The sequence below is a fragment of the Streptomyces azureus genome, from assembly GCF_001270025.1.
In the GTDB taxonomy this organism is placed as follows: Bacteria; Actinomycetota; Actinomycetes; order Streptomycetales; family Streptomycetaceae; genus Streptomyces; species Streptomyces azureus.
Genome location: NZ_DF968187.1, coordinates 65292 through 85269, shown reverse-complemented (window position 1 = coordinate 85269; position 19978 = coordinate 65292). Strand labels below are relative to the sequence as shown.

The following is a 19978-nucleotide window of genomic DNA, read 5'->3' as shown; positions in this document are numbered from 1 at the left end:
CCCGCCTGTGGGCGGACACGCTTTCATCAGCGATCAACCGGCGCCGCCAGGCCCGGTGACAGCGCCCCCGGATCATGCAGGACAGGGGCAGCAGAGAGTCATACCGACCCCGAAGGATACGAACCCGAGCTGGGCTCTACGAAGAAGGTGATGTGCGGGCAGTAACCCTCTTCTGCCAGCCAGGCGCGGGCCCGGCCGCGCTGTCGCTCATCGCGGTACCGGTGGTACCGGCTCCAGGAGCGCTCGTCACCAGCGAGGACGTCCTTGAAGCGCCGGAAGGCGCCCCGCCCACCGATGGCGATCCGCAGCCTGTCGGCAAGGGCGGCGTCCTCGACCTCTTCGATGAACAGCTCCATGTCCCGGTAACCGGCCCGGGACCCCAGAGCCGGCGCGTACAGCCATCGCTCGGGATCGTCGTCCTCCTCGGCCTCGGGCCCAGGCCCCAGCTCATCGGTGAACGCAGGCCAGCACTCCCCGCTGGACAGATCGATCCGGCCACCGGACTCGGTCGGGTCGCCCTCCAGCAGCATGGCGAGCATCTCCAGATCGACCGCGAGCGGGCGCAGGAGGGGGATCGCCGCGTCTCCCGTGGCCGCGCGCAACCGGTCCGCCAGCTCCTCATCGCCCCGGAAGCCGCGCCCCTGGAGCGCGCCGAGAAACACGGCCGCCATCTCCGCAGCCCCCGGCAGGCCCTGCGCCGCGGCCACCGCCACACCATCGCCGGCCAGTTGCAGCACCTCGCGCACGCGGCCACGGTGCAACGCGGCAAGCAGCGCCACGCCGTCCTGCGCGTGGAGCGCGCCACGCAGGGCCCGCAGCCCGTCCTCGTCCCATCCCTCAGCCACGACCCCGACGGTAACGCGCCCCCGAGGACGTACGACGCCGGGACCCATCGGTTTCCCTCCGCCCGGCTCCGTGCCAGTGCCAGCGCACCCGGCGCCTGGGGGCCAGGCTGTGTTGCCCGGTCAGCGGCGCCGCTTGCGGCCGCTCTTGCCCGAGGAGCGCCGAGCCTTCCGGGCGCGGCCGAGGCGGGCGCCGTGGGTACCCAGTGCCCGGGCCGCCAGCTGCCTGAGCTCGTCGAGTCCGGCCCGGTCCGGGTGCGCGGAGTCCAACGCGGCGGCAACCGCGTCCCTGGCCTGGAGGCCCTGGGCGCGCAGCGTCTCCTCGGCGCCGTCCCCGCCGCCCGCCAACTCCACGAGCTGAAGCAGGCTCTCGGCGAGCACCAGCAGAGACTCTGCATCGCTCATGTCCTCTGGGGACAGCAACTCACGGTGCGCCAGCGCGTTCAGCGCCAGCGGCGCCAGCTGTGTGTCTCGCCGCAGCGTGCGCAGCAGCCGCTCGCCCTCACCGTCCGGCAACGCCGTCAGCAGCACGTCGAGCATCGCCTGCGCACGCGTGCGGAAGGTCATGGTCCTTACGGCGTCGGTCAGTTGCCGCAGGGCACCTTCCCGCTCGCCGCGGGCCGTGATCCAGCCGGCCAGCTCCGTGCGGGCGGCGTCCGGGTCGTAGTCCTCGGCCAGCACCCCCAGCAGGCCGGCCGCCGGCGCCTGGGCCAGTTCACCGACCAACGGTGCGTCCCTGCCGGCCTCCAGCAACCGCTGTCGTACGGCCCGGGTACCGAGCTCGGTGAGACGGATGAGCTCGACCGGCCCGGCGGTCAGCTCCTCTCGCCGGGCATCGGCACGCTCCCGCGCCACCGGGTCCGTTGCCGCCCCCGCGACGCCCAGCAGCTCCGCGAGCTCCGCCGGCATGTCCGCGAGCAGCTCGGGACCGGCATCGGAGAGGTCGATGTCGAGGAACACCGGATCGGCCATCCCACGGTCACGCTCGATCGCGCCCAGGTCGTCCAGCAGGTCGAGCACCGCGCGCAGGTCCCGGTCGGCCTGCTCGAACCACATCCGGTGCTGAAGGTCCAACCCGGCGTCGAGCTGGAAGGAGGCCCGATAGGCCAGGTGTACCGTGTCGCGCAGCCGCGGCCAGGGCATCGGGTACGGCAGGCTGTAGAGCGTGTTCAGCACGTCGTCCAGGATGTGCTCGTAGACGTCGAAGAGCATCGACTCGACGTGCCAGCCGCTGCATGCCCCGATCAGGGCCTGCCGTAGCTCGAAGCACGCGTCGAAGGCGCGCAGCCACAGCCGAAGCGGGTCGGCCAGCACCGGCCGGGCCTTGGCCACCGCATACAGACGCCCCTTGACCACCCGGACCAGGCGCGCCTCCTTCGCCCACTCCACCAGCAGTCCCAGCCGCGGCAGGTCGGCCGAAGAGCGCACCCCCTCAATCCTGTCGCCGGTGCCGAGTCGGTCCACCAGCTCGCGGGCCTCCACCATCCGCAGCCGCCCCGTCGCCGTCACCGGGCGGCCGCCCTGCCCCGCCCATCCGGCGAGTCCGCGCAACTGCGCCACGGTCGTCGACGCCTCGGCCCGTCGGCGCAGTTCGTCGTCCGGGGGAAGCATCACGGGCAGTTGCGGCTCGGCCCGGTCCACGCCGGACAGCGAACGGCCGGTCAGCCGCCGTTCCATGATCGCGGCGAGAACCTGCTGATCGTAGACGACCTCCCCGCGCTGCGCCCGGTCCGCGAAGCGCTGCAACGCTGCCCCGTCCTGGACGTCCACGCCCTGCTCCGCGGCCGTCATCGCCCAGAACTTCGCCAATCCCCAGCGAGTGCGGTCCGTCATCGCCGCCACATGCTGTTCCGCGACCCTGTCGACCACGGCGAGGGAATCCTGGAGTGAGGGGCCGCGCGGGTCCGCCAACTGCGCGGCGTGCAGATAGCGCAGTAGCGTGCGCAGTGTGCCCGGGGCGTCGACGCGTTCCTCCCCGGGAAGCTCCGTGACCTGCTCGGGAAGCCAGGAGAGCAGCAGTTCCTCCACATGGCGCGGCTCCCACAGCCCCAGCCGACCGTCGGCAGTCGCCCGGTGTCGGTAGTCCAGGGCCGCCTCGGCAGTGAATCCGTCCACCGGCAGCCCCTGCTCCCCGGCCCACCGAACCACGCGGTCGACCAACAGCCCGCACGCCGCCTCGAACTCCTCCTCGGCCTCGGGTTCGAACCGCATCCGCATGAAATCTCGTCCACCTGTCTGCAGCAGTCGTTGCCGTGCCACGCTATCGCCGAACCGGGGCCGGCAACTCGGCCGAGGACGAGCGGCCCGCTGCCTCAGAGCAGTACGTGGTGGTTGTCACCCGCAGCAAACGCGGCCTCGAACCTCCTTGCGGCACGAACCGGACTTCGTCGCAAGGACTCACTGCACAGAACGGCACGCCCCCCTGGCCGATCCCGATCGACGAAAGGCCAACGCCGCTGGACCATGGCTCGATCACTCGCGGCGACCACGCGGCCGAGAAGGCCATCCCAGCCGGCTGCCCCGACCAGGAACGACCACGTCCGACGACAACGGTGCCAACGACACGGGCCTGGCCAGCGGGGAGTCCCTCGTCAGCGGGCGTCCGCCTCGGGTTCCGGGCGCGGGAGTTCGTCGAGGTCGAGGGTGAAGGTGCGACCGTCGGCCAGGGGGATGGGGAGCTTGCCCGTGCCGTACTTGTGGGTGTGTGCGGCGATGTAACCGGTGGCGGTCGGCTGGGTGTGGAGGACGACTTCCTGGGCGTAGGGGTCCACGACCAGGTAGATCGGGATTCCGTAGCGGCCGTACTTCGCGGTGCAGTCGTCGTAGTCCTTGCGTGCGGAAGAGGTCGAGACGACCTCGGAGATCAGCAGGACGTCCTCGAAGCTGTAGCGCTTGCCTTCCTTGCGTGCGTCCTCGCGCAGGATCGCGAGGTCGGGGGCGGAGTTCTCGTCGGCGGGGAAGTCGATGTAGACGACGGAGGTGACCTTCGCGTGACGGCCGAGGGCGAGAGCGGAGTCGATCTGCATCGACCTGATGGTGCTGGAGTGCTCTTCGCTCTGCGGGGTCATGATCACCTTTCCGTCGGCCCCGAACAGGACCGCGTACCCCTTGGGGAACTCGGTGTGCACGATCGCGTCGACGCTCATGGACGGCTCCTTCCCGTGTGTGGTCAGGGTACGACGGACAGTGCCGCGTCACCGAGCCCGTCGGTACGGCTGGCAGACCGGTCCGGACAGGTTGTGCGGCCCGCTCGCCGCCGGTGCCGGAGATCCGCAGCGGGGCCTGTCGCACGACATAGGAATAGGCAGGCCAACGAGGAGTCGCATGGGTGACGGCGGCGCCGGAGCTGGTCACGGCCGTGCGCTCGGCGAAGCAGTACCTGACGTACGTGGCGTCGGGGCCGTTCCGGTACGCGGTCGCGGAGGCCCTGGCGCTGCCCGAGTCGTACTTCACGGCCCTCCGCGACGACATGCTGGTCAAGCGGAACCTGCTGGCGGCGGGCTTGGAGGAGGCCGGGTTCCAGGTCTTCCGCCCGTCGGGGACCTACTTCGTCACCACCGACATCCGCCCCCTCGGCGAGACGGACGGCTTCGCCTTCCGCCGCGCCCTGCCGGAACGCGCCGGTGTCGTCGCGGTCCCCAACGCGGTCTTCTGCGACCACCGCGAGGAGGGCGCCCCGTTCGTACGGTTCGCGTTCTGCAAGCGGACGGGGGTGCTGGAGGAGGCCGTACGCCGCCTGAAGGGCGTCGGCGGGGCCTGAGGGACGGCCGGAGGGACGGGCGCGCCCACATCCCCGCCCGGCACCTGAAAGGTCCGTCCCGGCGCCTGAAAAGGCGTACGGCGCGTACAGCGCGTACCTGCTCGTACGCGCCGACGCGCCGTAGGGGGCCTGCTGGGCCTGGCTGGAGCCCTACTCCTCGTCCTCGGGCTTCTCCGCCTCGTTGATCTCCTCCTCGAGACCGAGCTGCTCGATGAGCCACTTGTCGAACTCGATCGCGGCCCGCACCCAGCTCACCGTCGAGGAGACGAAGTGCTCCAGGCTCACGCCCATGCCGATCAGCATCTGTGCCTCGCCGATCAGGCGGACCGTGCCGTCGTCGTGGGTGTGGCTGTAGACCTTGGGCCACAGGGTGCGGCGGTTCCAGTCGTCGATGGACTCCAGGATCTGCGGCTTGGCCTCGATCTCGTGAGGCCGGTCGTAGAACGTCCGCACGGAGAAGACCTGCTGGTCTCCCTCACCTCGGAACATGAAGTAGGTGCGGAACTGCTCCCACGGCGCCGCGAGGTCTCCCTCGTCGTCGACGACGTACTTGAGCTCCATCTGGTCGAGGAGCTGCTTCACGAGGTCCTGATCCGGGACGACGGGGCCCGCCGGTCCTTGCGGCTGCGGCTCGGGCTGGCCCCCGAAGTTCGGAATCGAGGACGGGTCGATGGTCACCGTGATTTTCCCTTCGTACGGATCCCGCCATCCTCCCCCATGCGGGGAGGGGGGTGGCAACCCCGGACGGGCCCCGTCAGCCCTCGGCTGACAGGATCCGGCCGGTCGGGGGAAGTGCCGGGTACCTCCCCCGGGCCTTCGCGCACCTGTCAGGCGCGCCGGACCTCGAAGATGTCGACCTTGTCCTTCCGGTTCCCGCCGCCCGGGTAGTCGAGGTCACGGAAGTTGGAGTAACCGCCCGGCGGGCCGAGCCGCCGGACCCGGTCCTCGACGGGCCAGGAGCGCAGGTCGGTGATCTTCGCGTCGCCCTACACGGCCCGCCCGGCCGGTTCGCGGGCGCAGCTGGCGGCGGCCCGACCCGGAAGTGCGGGGCGGGCCGTTGCCAGGGCGGCCCGACCGGCGGCCGGTCAGAGGGTCTTGCCGGCCGCCGGTCCCACGAGCAGTTCGTCGCCGAAACGGTCGACGCGGACCGTGTCGCCGTCCTTGATCTCACCGGAGAGGATCTCCTTGGCGAGGCGGTCGCCGATGGCGGACTGGACGAGGCGGCGCAGCGGGCGGGCGCCGTACGCCGGGTCCATGCCCTCCTCCGCGAGCCAGGCCAGGGCCTCGGGCGTGATGTCCAGGGTGAGGCGCCGCTCGGCGAGGCGCTTGGCCAGGCGCTCGATCTGGAGCCCCGCGATGCGCTCCAGCTCGGGCTTGGTCAGGGCGGCGAAGACGACCAGATCGTCCAGGCGGTTGAGGAACTCCGGCTTGAAGGAGGTCCGCACCACCTCCAGCACCTGCTCCTTCTTCTCCTCCTCGCTGGTGATCGGGTCGACGAGGAACTGGCTGCCGAGGTTCGACGTCAGCACCAGGATCGTGTTGCGGAAGTCGACCGTACGGCCCTGCCCGTCCGTCAGCCGCCCGTCGTCGAGCACCTGGAGCAGGATGTCGAAGACCTCGGGGTGGGCCTTCTCCACCTCGTCCAGCAGGACGACGGAGTACGGACGGCGGCGTACCGCCTCCGTGAGCTGGCCGCCCTCCTCGTAACCGACGTATCCGGGCGGGGCGCCGACCAGCCGGGCCACGCTGTGCTTCTCGCTGTACTCCGACATGTCGATGCGGACCATCGCCCGCTCGTCGTCGAAGAGGAAGTCGGCGAGGGCTTTGGCCAGTTCCGTCTTGCCGACACCGGTCGGGCCGAGGAAGAGGAAGGAGCCGGTGGGGCGGTCGGGGTCGGAGATCCCGGCGCGGGACCGCCGTACGGCGTCGGACACCGCCCGCACGGCCTGGGTCTGGCCGATGAGCCGCTTGCCGAGTTCGTCCTCCATGCGGAGCAGCTTCTGCGTCTCGCCCTCCAGCAGACGCCCGGCGGGGATGCCGGTCCAGGAGGCGACGACGTCGGCGATGTCGTCGGCGCCGACCTCCTCCTTGACCATGGTGTCCTTGGCGCCCCCGCCGGAGGCGGAAGATGTCAACGCCTCCTCGGCCTCGGAGGCGGCCTCCAGCTCCTTCTCCAGGGCGGGGATCTCGCCGTAGAGCAGCTTGGAGGCGGTGTCGAAGTCGCCGTCGCGCTGGGCGCGTTCGGCCTGGCCGCGCAGTTCGTCGAGGCGTTCCTTCAGCTCACCGACCCGGTTGAGGGACTGCTTCTCCTTCTCCCAGCGGGCGGTGAGGCCGCGCAGCTCCTCCTCCTTGTCGGCGAGGTCGCGGCGCAGCTTCTCCAGACGCTCGCGGGAGGCCGCGTCGGTCTCCTTGCCGATCGCCAGCTCCTCCATCTTCAGCCGGTCGACGGCGCGCTGGAGTTCGTCGATCTCGACAGGGGACGAGTCGATCTCCATGCGCAGCCGCGACGCCGCCTCGTCGACGAGGTCGATGGCCTTGTCGGGCAGGAAGCGGGACGTGATGTACCGGTCGGAGAGGGTGGCCGCGGCGACCAGCGCGCTGTCCGCGATCTGCACCTTGTGGTGGGCCTCGTAGCGGCCCTTGAGGCCGCGCAGGATCGCGATGGAGTCCTCGACGCTCGGCTCGGCGACCAGCACCTGCTGGAAGCGCCGCTCCAGGGCGGCGTCCTTCTCGATCCGCTCGCGGTACTCGTCGAGGGTCGTGGCACCCACCATGCGCAGCTCACCGCGCGCGAGCATGGGCTTCAGCATGTTCCCGGCGTCCATGGCGGAGTCGCCGCCGGCACCGGCCCCCACGACGGTGTGCAGCTCGTCGATGAAGGTGATGATCTGCCCGTCGGACTCCTTGATCTCGGCGAGCACGGTCTTCAGCCGCTCCTCGAACTCGCCCCGGTACTTGGCCCCGGCGACCATGGCCCCCAGATCGAGCGCGACGAGCCGCTTGTCCTTCAGCGACTCGGGCACATCCCCCTTCACGATCCGCTGGGCGAGCCCTTCGACGACGGCGGTCTTGCCGACACCGGGCTCACCGATGAGCACGGGGTTGTTCTTGGTACGGCGGGACAGCACCTGCACCACGCGCCGGATCTCCTGGTCCCGCCCGATGACGGGATCGAGCTTCCCTTCCCGCGCGGCGGCGGTGAAGTCCGTCCCGAACTTCTCCAGGGCCTTGTACTGGCCCTCGGGGTCGGCCGTGGTCACCCGGCGCGCTCCCCGCGTCTTCTGGAAGGCGCCCTGGAGCTTCTTGGCGTCGGCGCCCTGCTGGGACAGCACCTCACCGGCCGCGCCGCCCTTCGCGGCGATGCCGATGAGGAGGTGCTCCGTGGAGAGGTACTCGTCCCCGAGGTCCTTGGCGCGGGCCTGCGCGTCGGCGACGACGGCGAGCATCTCGCGGTTGGGCTGGGGCGGCGCCACGGTGGACCCGGCCACACTGGGCAGGCCGGCGAGCACGCGCTCGGCTCCGGCGCGCACGGCCGCCTGGTCGGCGTCGACCGCGGCGAGCAGATCGGTGATGTTCTCGTTGTCCTGTCCCTGGAGCAGCGCGAGAAGCAGGTGGGCGGGGGTGAGGTCGGGGTGCCCTTCCGTCACGGCCCTGTTGCTGGCCGCGTTGATCGCGTCCCGGCTCCGGTTGGTCAGCTCGGCGTCCACGTTCGCGTTCTCCTCCTTGCACTGACCCGAACGACTTACACAAAGTTGAGTCTAGTCCACTCAATGCCGATTCGGGGAGGAGCGCAGGGGTTAAGTTCCGGGGCATGGCGACCAAGTACTCCGTCGATCCGGGCGCTCCGGACGAGCCGTATCTCAACTTCTGGCGGGAACGCCACGTGTGCACCCTGACGACTCCCCGCCCGGACGGCACTCCGCACGTGGTACCCGTCGGGGTCACATACGATCCCGCGGCCCGGCTCGCTCGGGTGATCACGAACAAGGCGAGCGCCAAGGCGCGGCACGTACTGGCCGCCGGGGAACAGGGGGCGGCGGTCGCCGTCTGCCAGATGGAGGGCCGGCGCTGGGCGACGCTGGAGGGCCGGGCCTTCGTCCGCACCGAGCCGGACCGGGTCGCGGAGGCGGAGCGCCGTTACGCCGAACGCTACGGACGGACCCCCTCGCCGAACCCCGCACGCGTGGTGATCGAGATAGAGCTCACGCGAGCGATGGGGCGAGGTTGATGCGGAGGTTCACCGAAGTGAAAATCCACACCGGTGATCGACTGGATCCAGCCACTGCGTGACTGGGGGGATAACCGGAAATGTCACCAGAAACTGCAGCGGCGTCACCGTGTTCAGGTCACGGTGACGCCGCTGCGGGGGGAAGCACCTGAGCGATCTGTTACGACGGGGGAATCGCGTCAGGCACTGCGGGGGGTGGCAGAGATGGCCCTCGGAGCAGGAGAGTCGGCCTCCACCTGCTCGTGGTCCCTTTGGTCCAGGTTCACAAAGATCATTCCGTACCGTACGGCACACCGCACGGGCTGCGGCGCCCCCCGAGGCCGCCGCAGACACCGGTAAGCCCGTACGTCCTCCTCCTCGTCCCGCGTGACGACCACCGGCTCGCCGAAAACGGTCACCATCAACGAGTCGCCGCTGTGGGGGATGGCGGTGACCAGGTCGATGAAGTGCCAGCCGGAGCGGTAGGCGGTGGCCATTTCGCGACGGAAGGAGCGGTCGTCGGGTGGAGTGGTCACGGTCAGCTCCCGGATCCCGCTGCCGCGGAACTCGGCCAGCTGGTGTTGTTCACGCCGTAGCTGGTCTGAGCAACCGCCGGCCAACTGGTGTTCGCCCGAACATCGCCCTTCTCATCGGAGAAGCCACTCAGCGCGCCGAGGGTTACAACGACGGAGAAGGCGGCGACAAGCACCGAGCGAAGCATTCTCTTCCGCATAGTCGGCTTCGTCCTCACTTGAAGGTCCCCTTTTCCCCCGTCGAGTACGACGATGGCTCATTCGGGCACGTCATGGCCACACAATCGATGCATCATGTTCCTGCATGTTCAGGACCCTGGGGGGTGGAGATTTGACAACAGATCGCACAAAAGGGACACATCCCCATGCGATGACCGAGTGGTGCGAGGAGGGTGGACGCCTGTATGCCACCGCTCTGCGCACAGGACGCATCGCACGCGCGGACGTGGAGCCGGCCCCCTGCCTGATGGAGTTCGCCCTCCTCCATCCCGATCCGGACGATCCCGACTGGCTGCGCCCCGTAGCCCCGGTCGTCGCCCTTTCCCGGCAACTCAACCCCCTGGAACACGAGATCGCAGAGCGTAGGCGCCTGGCCGTCGACCTCGCGGAGACCTTTCAGCCGTTCATGGCCCTGGGCACCCAGATCGCAACGGTAAGTGACTCCATCACCGTTCTGGAAGGCGGTGAACGTATCAACGCCGCACTCAACATGGCCACGGCCCAGTGCCGGACCGAGGTCCTCACCCTCCAGCCGAGCGACCGCATGTCCGAACGCAGCCTCCTGAGAGGGCTGGAACGCGACAAGCCGCTCATCGAACGTGGTGTGCGGATTCGTACGGTGTACCAGCACACCGCCCGCTACAACCCCGAGCAACTGGCCTATGCGGCCAGGCTCTCCGACGGCAAGGCGGAGTACCGCACCATAGACGAGTTGGTGGAACGTTTGATCATCTGCGACCAAACCGTCGCCTTCATCCCCGCCCGGGACGACCAGCAGGTCGCCCTGGAACTGCGCCACCCCGGCCTCGTCCGCTATCTGATCAAGCTTTTCGAATACCTGTGGGACCGCGCGGTCCCGCTGAGCACCGGCACCCCGTACGAAGCGGCCACCGGCGGTATCACGGACGTCCAGCACTCCATAGCCAAGCTTCTGGTCGAGGGCCACGTCGACGAGGCCATCGCCCGCCGCCTCGGTATGAACGTACGCACCTGCCGTGCTCACATCGCCAAGCTGGCGTCGGCCCTGGGCAGTGGCAGCCGAGCCCAACTCGGATATCTCATAGCGCAGTCGGGGATCCTGCAGCAGGACATCTGAAGAGGAGGAAGTCCCGAGTGACGTCGGCGCCACATTCCACTCACAACACGGAAGAACTGTGCCGTGCCGGGACGGAGCTGTACGAACGAGCCCTGCGCGAAGGGCACGTACCCGCCGACGCGGCCGACGCCGCGCCCTGTCTGATGGACTTCGGCCTGCTGCACCCCGCCGTCGACGACCTGCACCGGCTCGAGCCTGTGGCGCCGGCCGTCGCCCTCCACCGTCTGCTGCGGACCTCCGGGGAACGGATCGCGCGTGAACGACGCCGGGAGGAACGGCTGGCTGAGACGTTCGAGCCGCTCATGGCCATCGAAGGGCATCGCGCCGCTACGGCCACCACACCGACGCTCACGCTCCTCAGCGGGAAGGAGCGGATCAACAAGGCCATCACCGAGACCATGGCGGACGCCTCCCGGGAGCTGCTCACCATCCAGCCCCACACCAAGCTCACCAGGCAACGGGTCGAGGCGGCCTACGCCGTCGCCACGGACCGCGACCAGGCTCTGCTGGACCGCGGCGGCCGCATCCGCACCTTGTACCAGCACACCCTCCGCCACTCCCCCTTGACCGTCGCGCACCATGAACGGCTGAGGGGTGACATCGAGGCGCGCGCGCTCGACGAGCTCACCGACCGGCTCATCATCGTCGACCGGATCGTCGCCTTCCTCCCCGCCGACGGCAACGGCGACCTCGCGCTGGAAATACGCCACCCGGCCATCGTCGGATACCTGTCCACCACCTTCGACCGCTTCTGGCGCCTCGCCACCCCGGTGTTCCCCGAAGCCGCCCCCCAGCCCTCCTGCAACGGCATCACCCCCCGCCAACGCGCCATAGCCGCCCTCCTCACCGAAGGCCACACCGACGCCGTCATCGCAGACCGTCTGGGCATGAACATCCGTACCGCCCGCGTCCACATCGCCAAGCTCGCGGCGACGCTGGGCAGTCAGAGCAGGGCACAACTGGGCTATCTCATCGGGCAGTCCGGGATTCTCGACCAGGAACGCTGAGGGTCGGGGAGACAGGCGGCCGCGGGGGACCGTCCAGGCCCACCTGGGCGATCCGCACACCCAGCTGCGTACGACTCGCCGCCCCCAGCGTCTCCGACAGCCGGGCGATGTGCGCCCGGCACGTCCGCACGCTTATCCCCAGCCGTTCCGCGATCACCGCGTCCTGGTGTCCCTCCGCCAGCAGCGCCGCGATGGACTGCTCGCGGTGGGAGATGCCCTCGATGCCGGTGTCTGGCAGCGGGGCGGTCAGCGGGATGGCGAGGCGCCAGAGCCGCTCGAAGACGGTGACCAGATACTCGATGAGCGCCGGGTGGCGCAGCTCCAGGGCCATCGTGCGGTCGGTGTTGGCGGGGATGAAGGCCACCGTCCGATCGAAGAGGATCAGCCGGTCGATCACCTCGTCCAGCGTGCGCGCCTCGACCGCGTCGCCCATCAGCTCCAGATAGTTCAGCAGCCCCTGCCCGTGCCGGGCGACATGCGTGTACAGGTCCCGCATCCGCACGCCACGGCCGCGCAGCGTCAGCGCCCGGTGCAGCCCCTCGGAGAGTTCCGCCTCGCGCCGGATGCCACCGGGCTGCACCGTGAGCACCTCGGTCGTGCACGCCTGGGTCGCCTCGTCCATCGCGGCCTGGATCCGGGCGAGGCCGTCCAGCACCCGGATCGCCGAGCCCTCGCTCGCCCACGGGGCCGGCTGCGGCTGACGCCCCAGCCCGGCGTACCACTCGAACGCCGCCACGGCCGAACCCACCCGCCGCTGACTCGCGCTGACCTCGTCGTACATCCCGCGCAGCAGCCGGGTCATGACCTCCTGCGGGGAGGTGGGCACCAGCCAGTCCATGTCGTCGGGGTCCGGGTGCAGCAGGGCGAGTTCCAGCAGACAGGGCACCGGATCCGCGTCCCGGCGCGGCACACGGCCCCGCCGTACGGCCCGGGAATACACGCGATCCCCGGCCTCGCACAGTCGGTCGGCACCGTGTGGATGCTCCTCCGCCCCGTGCCCGGCCATCGCCGATCCCACCCCCGGTTTCGCCGTCTTCCGCAGCGCAACTATGCGCGGACGGGACCTGGTCCGCAACACGGCTCCCCGCGCCGCCCTAGCCGGAAACCGCCGCCACACGCCGGTATGTCCGCGCCTCAGCTCGCACGTTGCAGCAAATGGCCGGGGCGTGACCGAATCCAGCCGGATGCCAGCCGGATCACTCCGGTGCCGGCCGGGCCCCTCCGGGGGTGAGGCGGAGAACTCCTAGTGCCCCGGCAGGCAACGTTTGCCCGTCAAGGAGCGGCGTCCGGTGCGTGCTCCCGGTGCGGCGAGGGGGCGTGCCGGGCGTCGCGACGGGGCGAACGTTGCCTGCCGGGGCACTAGGAGCGGAAGACGACGAGCGGCGTGACTACTTCAGCCCGATCGCCTCGCAAGCCGCCTTGTACTTCGCCGTGCAGATGTCCGAAAGCTTGTAGACGTCGTCGGCGACGACCGTGTCCTTGATGTTGGACTTCGTCAGGGCGACCACCGGCACGAGCTGGGCGGGGATGCCCTTGTGGGTGGGGCTGTCGACCCTGTCGCGGGTCAGCGCGGCGAACTGGATGTCGCGGCCCTGGACCTTGGCCACGGCCATCTCCGCGGCGTTCTCGGCCTCCTGCGGGTACGACTTGTACACGCTCATGTACTGCTCGCCGGCGATGATCCGCTGCACCGCCGGGAGCTCCGCGTCCTGGCCGGTGATCGGCGGCAGGTCGGTCACGCCCGCGGCCTCCAGCGCCTTGACGATGCCGCCGGCCATGCCGTCGTTGGCGGAGTACACCGCGTCGATGTTGTCCTTGCCGATCTTCTCGATCGCCTCGGCCATGTTGGCCTGCGCGTTCTCCGGCTTCCAGTCCTTGGTGTCGAAGGACCGGGCGATCGTCACCTTGCCGTTCAGCTCGGACATCGCACCGGCCTTGAACTGCTTGGCGTTCGGGTCCGTCGACGAGCCGTTCATCATGACGATCTTGTCGGAGAGGCTCGCGTTCTCGCCGATGGCCTCCAGCAGGGTGCGCCCCTGGACCTCGCCGACCAGTTCGTTGTCGAAGGAGATGTACGCGTCGATCGGGCCCTCGGCGAGCCGGTCGTAGGCGATGACCGGGATGCCGGCGTCCTTGGCCTTCTTCACTCCGTCGGCGATGGCGTGCGCGTCGACGGCGTCCAGCAGGATCACGTCGACCCGGTCGTCGATCATCTGCTGCAACTGGTCGGCCTGCTTGTCGGCGCTCGCCTCGGCGTTGGCGTACTCGACGCGGCCCCGGTCGTTGGTGAGGGACTCGACCTTCGTCTTGATGATGGGGTAGTCGAAGTTCTCGTACCGCGTGTTCGCCTTCTCCGGGAGCAGCAGGCCCACCGTGATGTCGTTGCCCTTCGTCGGGCTCGCGTCGTCACTGCTCCCGGTCGCGTTGAGCACGCCGCAGCCGGCGAGCGTGGCGGACATCGTGGCCGCGGCCACGGATATGGAGATACGACGACGCATGCGGGAGCTCACTTCGCGTGTGATTCGGACGTGGGCACACTTTTGGCCCATGTGACTGAAAAGCCAACGCGGACGCGCCCCCAGCGTCAAGCGGAACCACTTAACGAGATGACAACACCACGCTCCGCAGCAGTTGTGAAGACCCTGCGGAATCACTTCCAAGTGACTTGCACCATCCAGTCATCCACAGAAGGCCCAGCGAAAACGCCCCAAGACATACGAAAGGGGCCGGGAGTCTCCTCCCGGCCCCTTTCGCAGGCGTACGCGCGTCAGTCCGACTGCTGCTGCCGCTTCGGCCGCCACACCACCAGCGCGCTGGTCTGCTGGACCTCCTGGTACGGCACCAGGTCACGGCGGTACGACGCGTGCACCGCCGCCTCGCGCTGGCGCATGGCCGCCGCCGCGCCGTCCAGCGCGTCCTCCAGCTCGGCCACCCGGGCCTGGAGCGCGGCGACCTGGTTCTCCAGTTCGATGATGCGCTTGATGCCCGCCAGGTTGATGCCCTCGTCCTGCGACAACTGCTGCACCTGACGGAGCTGTTCGATGTCGCGGGCCGAGTAGCGCCGGCCCCGCCCGGCGGTGCGGTCGGGGGACACCAGGCCCAGACGGTCGTACTGGCGCAGGGTCTGCGGATGCAGGCCGGACAGCTGGGCCGCCACCGAGATGACGTAGACCGGGGTCTCCTCGGTCAGTTCATACGGGTTGCGTCGACGACCGTCCATCTGACTCATGCTCCCTTCGCGGCCTGGAACAGCTCCGCCCGCGGATCCTCACCCGCGGTCGCCTCGCGATACGCCTCGAGCGCGTCACGAGCCTTCCCCGTCAGGTCCTTCGGGACACTCACCTCGACGGTGACCAGAAGGTCGCCGCGGGTGCCGTCCTTGCGGACCGCGCCCTTGCCCCGGGCGCGCATGGTGCGGCCGTTGGGCGTGCCCGGCGGCAGCTTCAGCGTGACGGGCGGGCCGCCCAGCGTCGGCACCCGGACCTCGCCGCCGAGGGCCGCCTCGGCGAAGGTCACCGGGACACTGACGGTGAGGTTGTCGTCCTTGCGGCCGAAGACCGGGTGGGAGTCGACGTGCACCACCACGTAGAGATCGCCCGCCGGGCCGCCGCGCTCGCCCGGTGCTCCCTTGCCGCGCAGCCGGATCCGCTGGCCGTCGCTGACGCCCGCGGGGATGCGCACCTGCATGGTCCGCGAGGACTTGGCCCGGCCGCTGCCCTTGCAGACCTCGCAGGCGTTCTCCGCGATCAGGCCGCGGCCCTTGCAGTCCGGGCAGGGGTCGGTGAGGGAGAAGCCACCGCCGCTGCCCCGGGCGACCTGCCCGGTGCCGACGCAGGTCGGGCACACCCGCGGTGTGCCGTTCTTGTCGCCGGTGCCCGAACAGGCCTTGCAGGGCGACTGCGAGGACATCCGCAGCGGGACGGTCGCGCCCTCGATCGCCTCCGTGAAGCTCAGCGTGACCTCGGACTCGATGTCCTGGCCGCGCCGCGGATGCGTGCGCGTCCCCGCGCCCGCGCCGCCACGGTTGAACAGGCCCCCGAAGACGTCACCGAGTCCACCGCCGAAACCGCCGGCTCCCTGGCCGCCCGGGGCGCCTCCGAAGAGGTCGCCCAGGTCGAAGTTGAAGGAGCCGCCGCCCGCGCCGGGCCCGGGGCGGAAGCCGCCGTTGCCGAAGAGGGCGCGTGCCTCGTCGTACTCCTTGCGCTTCTTGGGGTCGCCGAGGATGTCATTGGCCTCGGAGATCTCCTTGAAGCGCTCCTCCGCCTTGACGTTGCCCTTGTTGGCGTCCGGGTGGTACTCGCGGGCGAGCTTCCGGTACGCCTTCTTGATCTCGGCCTCGGTGGCGTCCTTGGGGACGCCGAGGACCTTGTAGTAGTCCTTCTCGATGAAGTCCTTGGTGCTCATCCTCGACGCCCCTCCTTCCCTTCGTCCGCTATGACGTCAGCCCTCTTCCGGGCCACCGCTCTCCTTGTCGTCGGCTTCGGCGGTCTCGTCCGCCTTGACCGTCTGCGCCCCCGGCTGGGGCTCGGCCACCGCCACCCGCGCGGGGCGGATGGTGCGCTCGCCGATCCGGTACCCGGGCTGCAGAATCGCCACGCACGTCGTCTCGGTGACGTCCGGTGCGTAGCTGTGCATCAGGGCTTCGTGGATCGTCGGGTCGAAGGGCTCGCCCTCCTTGCCGAACTGCTGGAGGCCCATCTTGGCCGCCGTGCTCTCCAGCGACTCGGCGACGGACTTGAAGCCGCCGACCAGTTCGCCGTGTTCACGCGCGCGGCCGATGTCGTCGAGCACGGGCAGGAGCTCGGTCAGGAGGTTCGCGATGGCGATCTCCTTGACCGCGATCCGGTCACGCTCGACCCGGCGGCGGTAGTTCTGGAACTCGGCCTGGAGGCGCTGGAGGTCCGCCGTGCGCTCGCTCAGCGCCGTGCGTGCCTGGTCCAGCTGGGCCACCAGAGCCACGTCCTGGCCCGTGTCCCCGGCCGGGGCCGCCCCCTCCTCCGTCGAGGGGGAGTCGGCGGCCTTCGGCTCGGCGTCGTCGGAGGTGGCGCCGGAAGGGACGTCGGGCTGCTGCTCGTCGAAGCCCGGGGTCTCCTCCGTCACGCGGCACCGTCCTTCCGCTCGTCGTCCACGATCTCGGCGTCGACCACGTCGTCGTCGGCCTTGGCGTCACCGGCACCGGCACCCGCGCCGGCTCCGGCGGAGGGGCCGTCGGCGGCCTGCGCGGCGCCCGCGTCGGCGTACATGGCCTGGCCGAGCTTCTGCGAGACGGCCGCGACCTTCTCCGTGGCGGTGCGGATCTCGGCCGTGTCCTCGCCCTTGAGCTTCTCCTTCAGCTCACCGACGGCTTCCTCGACCTCGGTCTTGATCTCGCCGGGGACCTTGTCCTCGTTGTCCTTGAGGAACTTCTCGGTCTGGTAGACGAGCTGCTCGCCCTGGTTGCGGGCCTCGGCGGCCTCGCGGCGCTTGTGGTCCTCCTCCGCGTACTGCTCGGCCTCCTGGCGCATGCGGTCGACCTCGTCCTTCGGCAGCGAGGAGCCGCCGGTGACGGTCATCTTCTGCTCCTTGCCCGTGCCCAGGTCCTTCGCGGTCACGTGCATGATGCCGTTGGCGTCGATGTCGAAGGAGACCTCGATCTGCGGGACGCCGCGCGGCGCCGGGGGCAGACCGGTCAGCTCGAACATCCCGAGCTTCTTGTTGTACGCCGCGATCTCGCGCTCGCCCTGGTAGACCTGGATCTGCACGGAGGGCTGGTTGTCCTCGGCCGTCGTGAAGATCTCGGACCGCTTGGTCGGGATCGTGGTGTTGCGCTCGATGAGCTTGGTCATGATGCCGCCCTTGGTCTCGATACCGAGGGACAGCGGGGTGACGTCGAGGAGCAGGACGTCCTTGACCTCGCCCTTGAGGACACCGGCCTGCAGGGCGGCGCCGATGGCGACGACCTCGTCCGGGTTGACGCCCTTGTTGGCGTCCTTGCCGCCGGTCAGCTCCTTGACGAGCTCGGCGACGGCGGGCATGCGGGTCGAGCCGCCGACCAGGACGACGTGGTCGATCTCGCTGATGGAGATGCCGGCGTCCTTGATGACGTTGTGGAACGGCGTCTTGCAGCGCTCCAGGAGGTCCGCGGTCAGCTGCTGGAACTGGGCGCGGGTGAGCTTCTCGTCGAGGTGCAGGGGGCCCTCGGCGGAGGCGGTGATGTAGGGCAGGTTGATCGAGGTCTCGGTGGACGAGGACAGCTCGATCTTCGCCTTCTCGGCGGCCTCGCGCAGACGCTGCAGGGCCATCTTGTCCTTGCCCAGGTCCACGCCGTGGCCGGACTGGAACTGCTGGACCAGGTAGTCGACGATGCGCTGGTCCCAGTCGTCACCACCGAGGTGGTTGTCACCGTTGGTGGCCTTCACCTCGACGACACCGTCGCCGATCTCCAGCAGCGAGACGTCGAACGTACCGCCACCGAGGTCGAAGACCAGGATGGTCTGGTCGTCCTTGTCGAGGCCGTACGCCAGCGCGGCCGCGGTGGGCTCGTTGACGATGCGCAGCACGTTCAGACCGGCGATCTCGCCGGCCTCCTTCGTGGCCTGGCGCTCGGAGTCGTTGAAGTACGCCGGGACGGTGATGACCGCGTCGGTCACCTTCTCACCCAGGTAGGACTCGGCGTCCCGCTTCAGCTTCTGCAGCACGAAGGCGCTGATCTGCTGCGGGTTGAAGGGCTTCCCGTCCAGCTCGATCTTCCAGTCGGTGCCCATGTGCCGCTTGACCGACCGAATGGTCCGGTCCACGTTGGTGACCGCCTGACGCTTGGCCACCTCTCCGACGAGCACCTCACCGTTCTTGGCGAAGGCGACGACGGACGGCGTGGTCCTGGCGCCCTCGGCGTTGGTGATGACGGTGGGCTCGCCGCCCTCCAGAACGCTGACGACGGAGTTAGTCGTGCCCAGGTCGATGCCGACCGCACGTGCCATGGTTGATTCCTCCAGCTGACTTGAGTGGAACGGACTCAAGTGTGCACGACGGCTCCCCACCGGTCAACAGAGCTGAGTCGACCGGGCTCAAGTCTTATCCGTTCCTTACGCGCAATAACGCCCTGACCTGCGACGATACGGTTCGTCGATCTGCGTATACAGGAACACGGAAGAGGGCGAACACGGCCACGAGAGCCACTCCCGCCACCCACCACAGGGCGTCGCCCCCGACCCGGTCGGCGTGCGCGAGTACCCCGACGAGCACACCCGAGACCGCCCCGGTCGCCAGCAGCAGAGTGACCCCCGGCACGGTGAGGCCGAGCCGCCGCAGCCGGTGCGCGAGATGATCCGGCCCGCTCCGCAGGACGGCCCGCCCGCCCAACCGCCGTGACAGCAGCACCAGTACGACGTCGGCGCACACCACGGCGGTCAGCGCGAACAGCACCCCGGCGCTCTCCCCGACGCCGAACCCGGCGCGGACGTGCACGGCACCCACGGCGATCACGAACCCCGCGGACATGGACCCGCAACTGCCCAGCGCCACGCGCGCGGGGTGCCAGTTGTGCAGCAGAAACCCGGTCAGCGCGGCAGCCAGCACGCTCATCAGCGCCGCGATCCCGTCCATCAGGTCGACGGCGGCACAGGCCGCCACCCCGAAGGCGGTGACGGCCCCGACCGCCCCCGCGAGCCCGTCGGAGTGGTCGAGCCCCCGGAACCCGAAGGTCACCCCCACGACCCACACGACCCCGAGCAGCCCGGCCCCCACGCCCGCCTCCGCGTACGGCACGACACACGCGGCCGCCACGCCCGTACCGGCAGCCAGCACCCGCCGCCGCAGCCGCCACACATCGTCGGCGAGCCCGAGCAGGGCGACCACACCACCCGCGGCGAGCAACCCGCCGATCCCGCTCCCGGCCGACTCCCAGTCCTTGACCGCCACGACCGACCCGGTGACGGCCACCACGGCCACACCGCCGGACAGCGGCACGTTCCGCTGCCGCCGCCGGTCGAGGACGCCGAGGCGCAGGGCGGGGGTCCGGAGGAGGACTGCGAGCAGGGCGGTGAGGAGGAAGGCGGCGGCGGCGATGATCCCGTAGAGCACGGATATAAGTTAGGCGTCACCATGACAATTCGGTACGAATAACACGACGGGATCCACGACGAGATCCGCCTTGAGATCCATGACGGAATCGCGAGCCGGATCCGGGCGGCTCCTGAGGCAACCCTCAGCGATTCAGATCACTGCCCACCCGGCTACAGTGCGGCGGAAGATAGGGGTAGTCTCAGACGACTGCATAAGTTACCGCTTAGTAATCTCGGGGAACCCTCGATAACGACAGGTTCCCCCGACAAAA

The 19978-nt window shown here is 69.6% G+C and carries 16 protein-coding genes and 1 pseudogene; 4 read left to right on the top strand and 13 right to left on the bottom strand.

What is annotated here, in order from left to right:
* Positions 1-98: 98 nt before the first annotated feature.
* From AOQ53_RS01060 to AOQ53_RS01050, 3 genes are all read right to left on the bottom strand, one after another.
* A complete protein-coding gene (locus AOQ53_RS01060; RefSeq protein WP_236711521.1) occupies positions 99-845 on the bottom strand; it encodes a UPF0158 family protein in 747 nt (248 codons plus the stop codon).
* 120 nt (positions 846-965) lie between these two features.
* The gene (locus AOQ53_RS01055; RefSeq protein ID WP_236711520.1) at positions 966-3059 is read right to left on the bottom strand and encodes a hypothetical protein; all 2094 of its coding nucleotides are present in this window, start codon (positions 3057-3059) and stop codon (positions 966-968) included.
* 374 nt (positions 3060-3433) lie between these two features.
* Entirely contained in the window at positions 3434-3988 is a 555-nt protein-coding gene (locus tag AOQ53_RS01050; RefSeq protein WP_059414024.1) for a Uma2 family endonuclease, read from the bottom strand.
* 173 nt (positions 3989-4161) lie between these two features.
* Between AOQ53_RS01050 and AOQ53_RS01045 the strand changes: the two are divergent.
* Positions 4162-4602, top strand: a pseudogene (locus AOQ53_RS01045) (aminotransferase class I/II-fold pyridoxal phosphate-dependent enzyme); the annotation flags it as partial.
* A gap of 150 nt (positions 4603-4752) precedes the next feature.
* Here the strand turns inward: AOQ53_RS01045 and AOQ53_RS01040 are convergent.
* Together AOQ53_RS01040 and clpB are read right to left on the bottom strand one after the other, a co-directional pair.
* Positions 4753-5280, bottom strand: a complete 528-nt coding sequence (locus AOQ53_RS01040; RefSeq protein WP_010032094.1) for a YbjN domain-containing protein — start codon at positions 5278-5280, stop codon at positions 4753-4755.
* A gap of 407 nt (positions 5281-5687) precedes the next feature.
* Positions 5688-8309: an ATP-dependent chaperone ClpB gene (gene clpB / locus AOQ53_RS01035; RefSeq protein ID WP_059414022.1), complete on the bottom strand. Its 2622-nt coding sequence runs from the start codon at positions 8307-8309 to the stop codon at positions 5688-5690.
* A gap of 104 nt (positions 8310-8413) precedes the next feature.
* Between clpB and AOQ53_RS01030 the strand changes: the two genes are divergently transcribed.
* Complete coding sequence (locus tag AOQ53_RS01030) at positions 8414-8830, top strand: pyridoxamine 5'-phosphate oxidase family protein (RefSeq protein WP_059414020.1); 417 nt, start codon at positions 8414-8416, stop codon at positions 8828-8830.
* A gap of 179 nt (positions 8831-9009) precedes the next feature.
* Here AOQ53_RS01030 and AOQ53_RS01025 read toward each other — a convergent pair whose 3' ends face one another.
* Complete coding sequence (locus AOQ53_RS01025) at positions 9010-9345, bottom strand: Rieske (2Fe-2S) protein (protein WP_059414050.1); 336 nt, start codon at positions 9343-9345, stop codon at positions 9010-9012.
* Positions 9346-9712: 367 nt separating this feature from the next.
* Here AOQ53_RS01025 and AOQ53_RS01020 point away from each other — a divergent pair, with 367 nt between their 5' ends.
* Positions 9713-10657, top strand: a complete 945-nt coding sequence (locus tag AOQ53_RS01020; protein WP_059414018.1) for a helix-turn-helix domain-containing protein — start codon at positions 9713-9715, stop codon at positions 10655-10657.
* A gap of 17 nt (positions 10658-10674) precedes the next feature.
* Positions 10675-11664, top strand: a complete 990-nt coding sequence (locus AOQ53_RS01015) for a helix-turn-helix transcriptional regulator (RefSeq protein WP_059414015.1) — start codon at positions 10675-10677, stop codon at positions 11662-11664.
* Here the strand turns inward: AOQ53_RS01015 and AOQ53_RS01010 are convergent.
* The 7 genes from AOQ53_RS01010 to AOQ53_RS00980 all read right to left on the bottom strand — a co-directional run bounded on the left by AOQ53_RS01010 (position 11627) and on the right by AOQ53_RS00980 (position 19725).
* Entirely contained in the window at positions 11627-12670 is a 1044-nt protein-coding gene (locus AOQ53_RS01010; RefSeq protein WP_059414013.1) for a helix-turn-helix transcriptional regulator, read from the bottom strand. The two genes, AOQ53_RS01015 and AOQ53_RS01010, sit on opposite strands and share 38 nt — an antisense overlap.
* 382 nt (positions 12671-13052) lie before the next feature.
* Entirely contained in the window at positions 13053-14162 is a 1110-nt protein-coding gene (locus AOQ53_RS01005) for a sugar ABC transporter substrate-binding protein (RefSeq protein ID WP_408055125.1), read from the bottom strand.
* Positions 14163-14431: 269 nt separating this feature from the next.
* The gene (locus AOQ53_RS01000) at positions 14432-14884 is read right to left on the bottom strand and encodes a heat shock protein transcriptional repressor HspR (RefSeq protein WP_059414010.1); all 453 of its coding nucleotides are present in this window, start codon (positions 14882-14884) and stop codon (positions 14432-14434) included.
* Between the two features lie 5 nt (positions 14885-14889).
* Positions 14890-16068, bottom strand: a complete 1179-nt coding sequence (dnaJ, locus tag AOQ53_RS00995) for a molecular chaperone DnaJ (protein ID WP_059414009.1) — start codon at positions 16066-16068, stop codon at positions 14890-14892.
* Between the two features lie 36 nt (positions 16069-16104).
* Positions 16105-16764, bottom strand: coding sequence for a nucleotide exchange factor GrpE (gene grpE / locus AOQ53_RS00990; protein WP_059414007.1), 660 nt, complete (start codon positions 16762-16764; stop codon positions 16105-16107).
* Positions 16761-18623, bottom strand: coding sequence for a molecular chaperone DnaK (gene dnaK / locus AOQ53_RS00985; protein WP_059414005.1), 1863 nt, complete (start codon positions 18621-18623; stop codon positions 16761-16763). Before dnaK ends, grpE begins: the two co-directional genes overlap by 4 nt.
* Positions 18624-18717: 94 nt before the next feature.
* On the bottom strand, positions 18718-19725 hold the full coding sequence (locus tag AOQ53_RS00980) for an MraY family glycosyltransferase (protein ID WP_059414003.1): 1008 nt from the start codon (positions 19723-19725) through the stop codon (positions 18718-18720).
* Between the last annotated feature and the right edge of the window lie 253 nt (positions 19726-19978).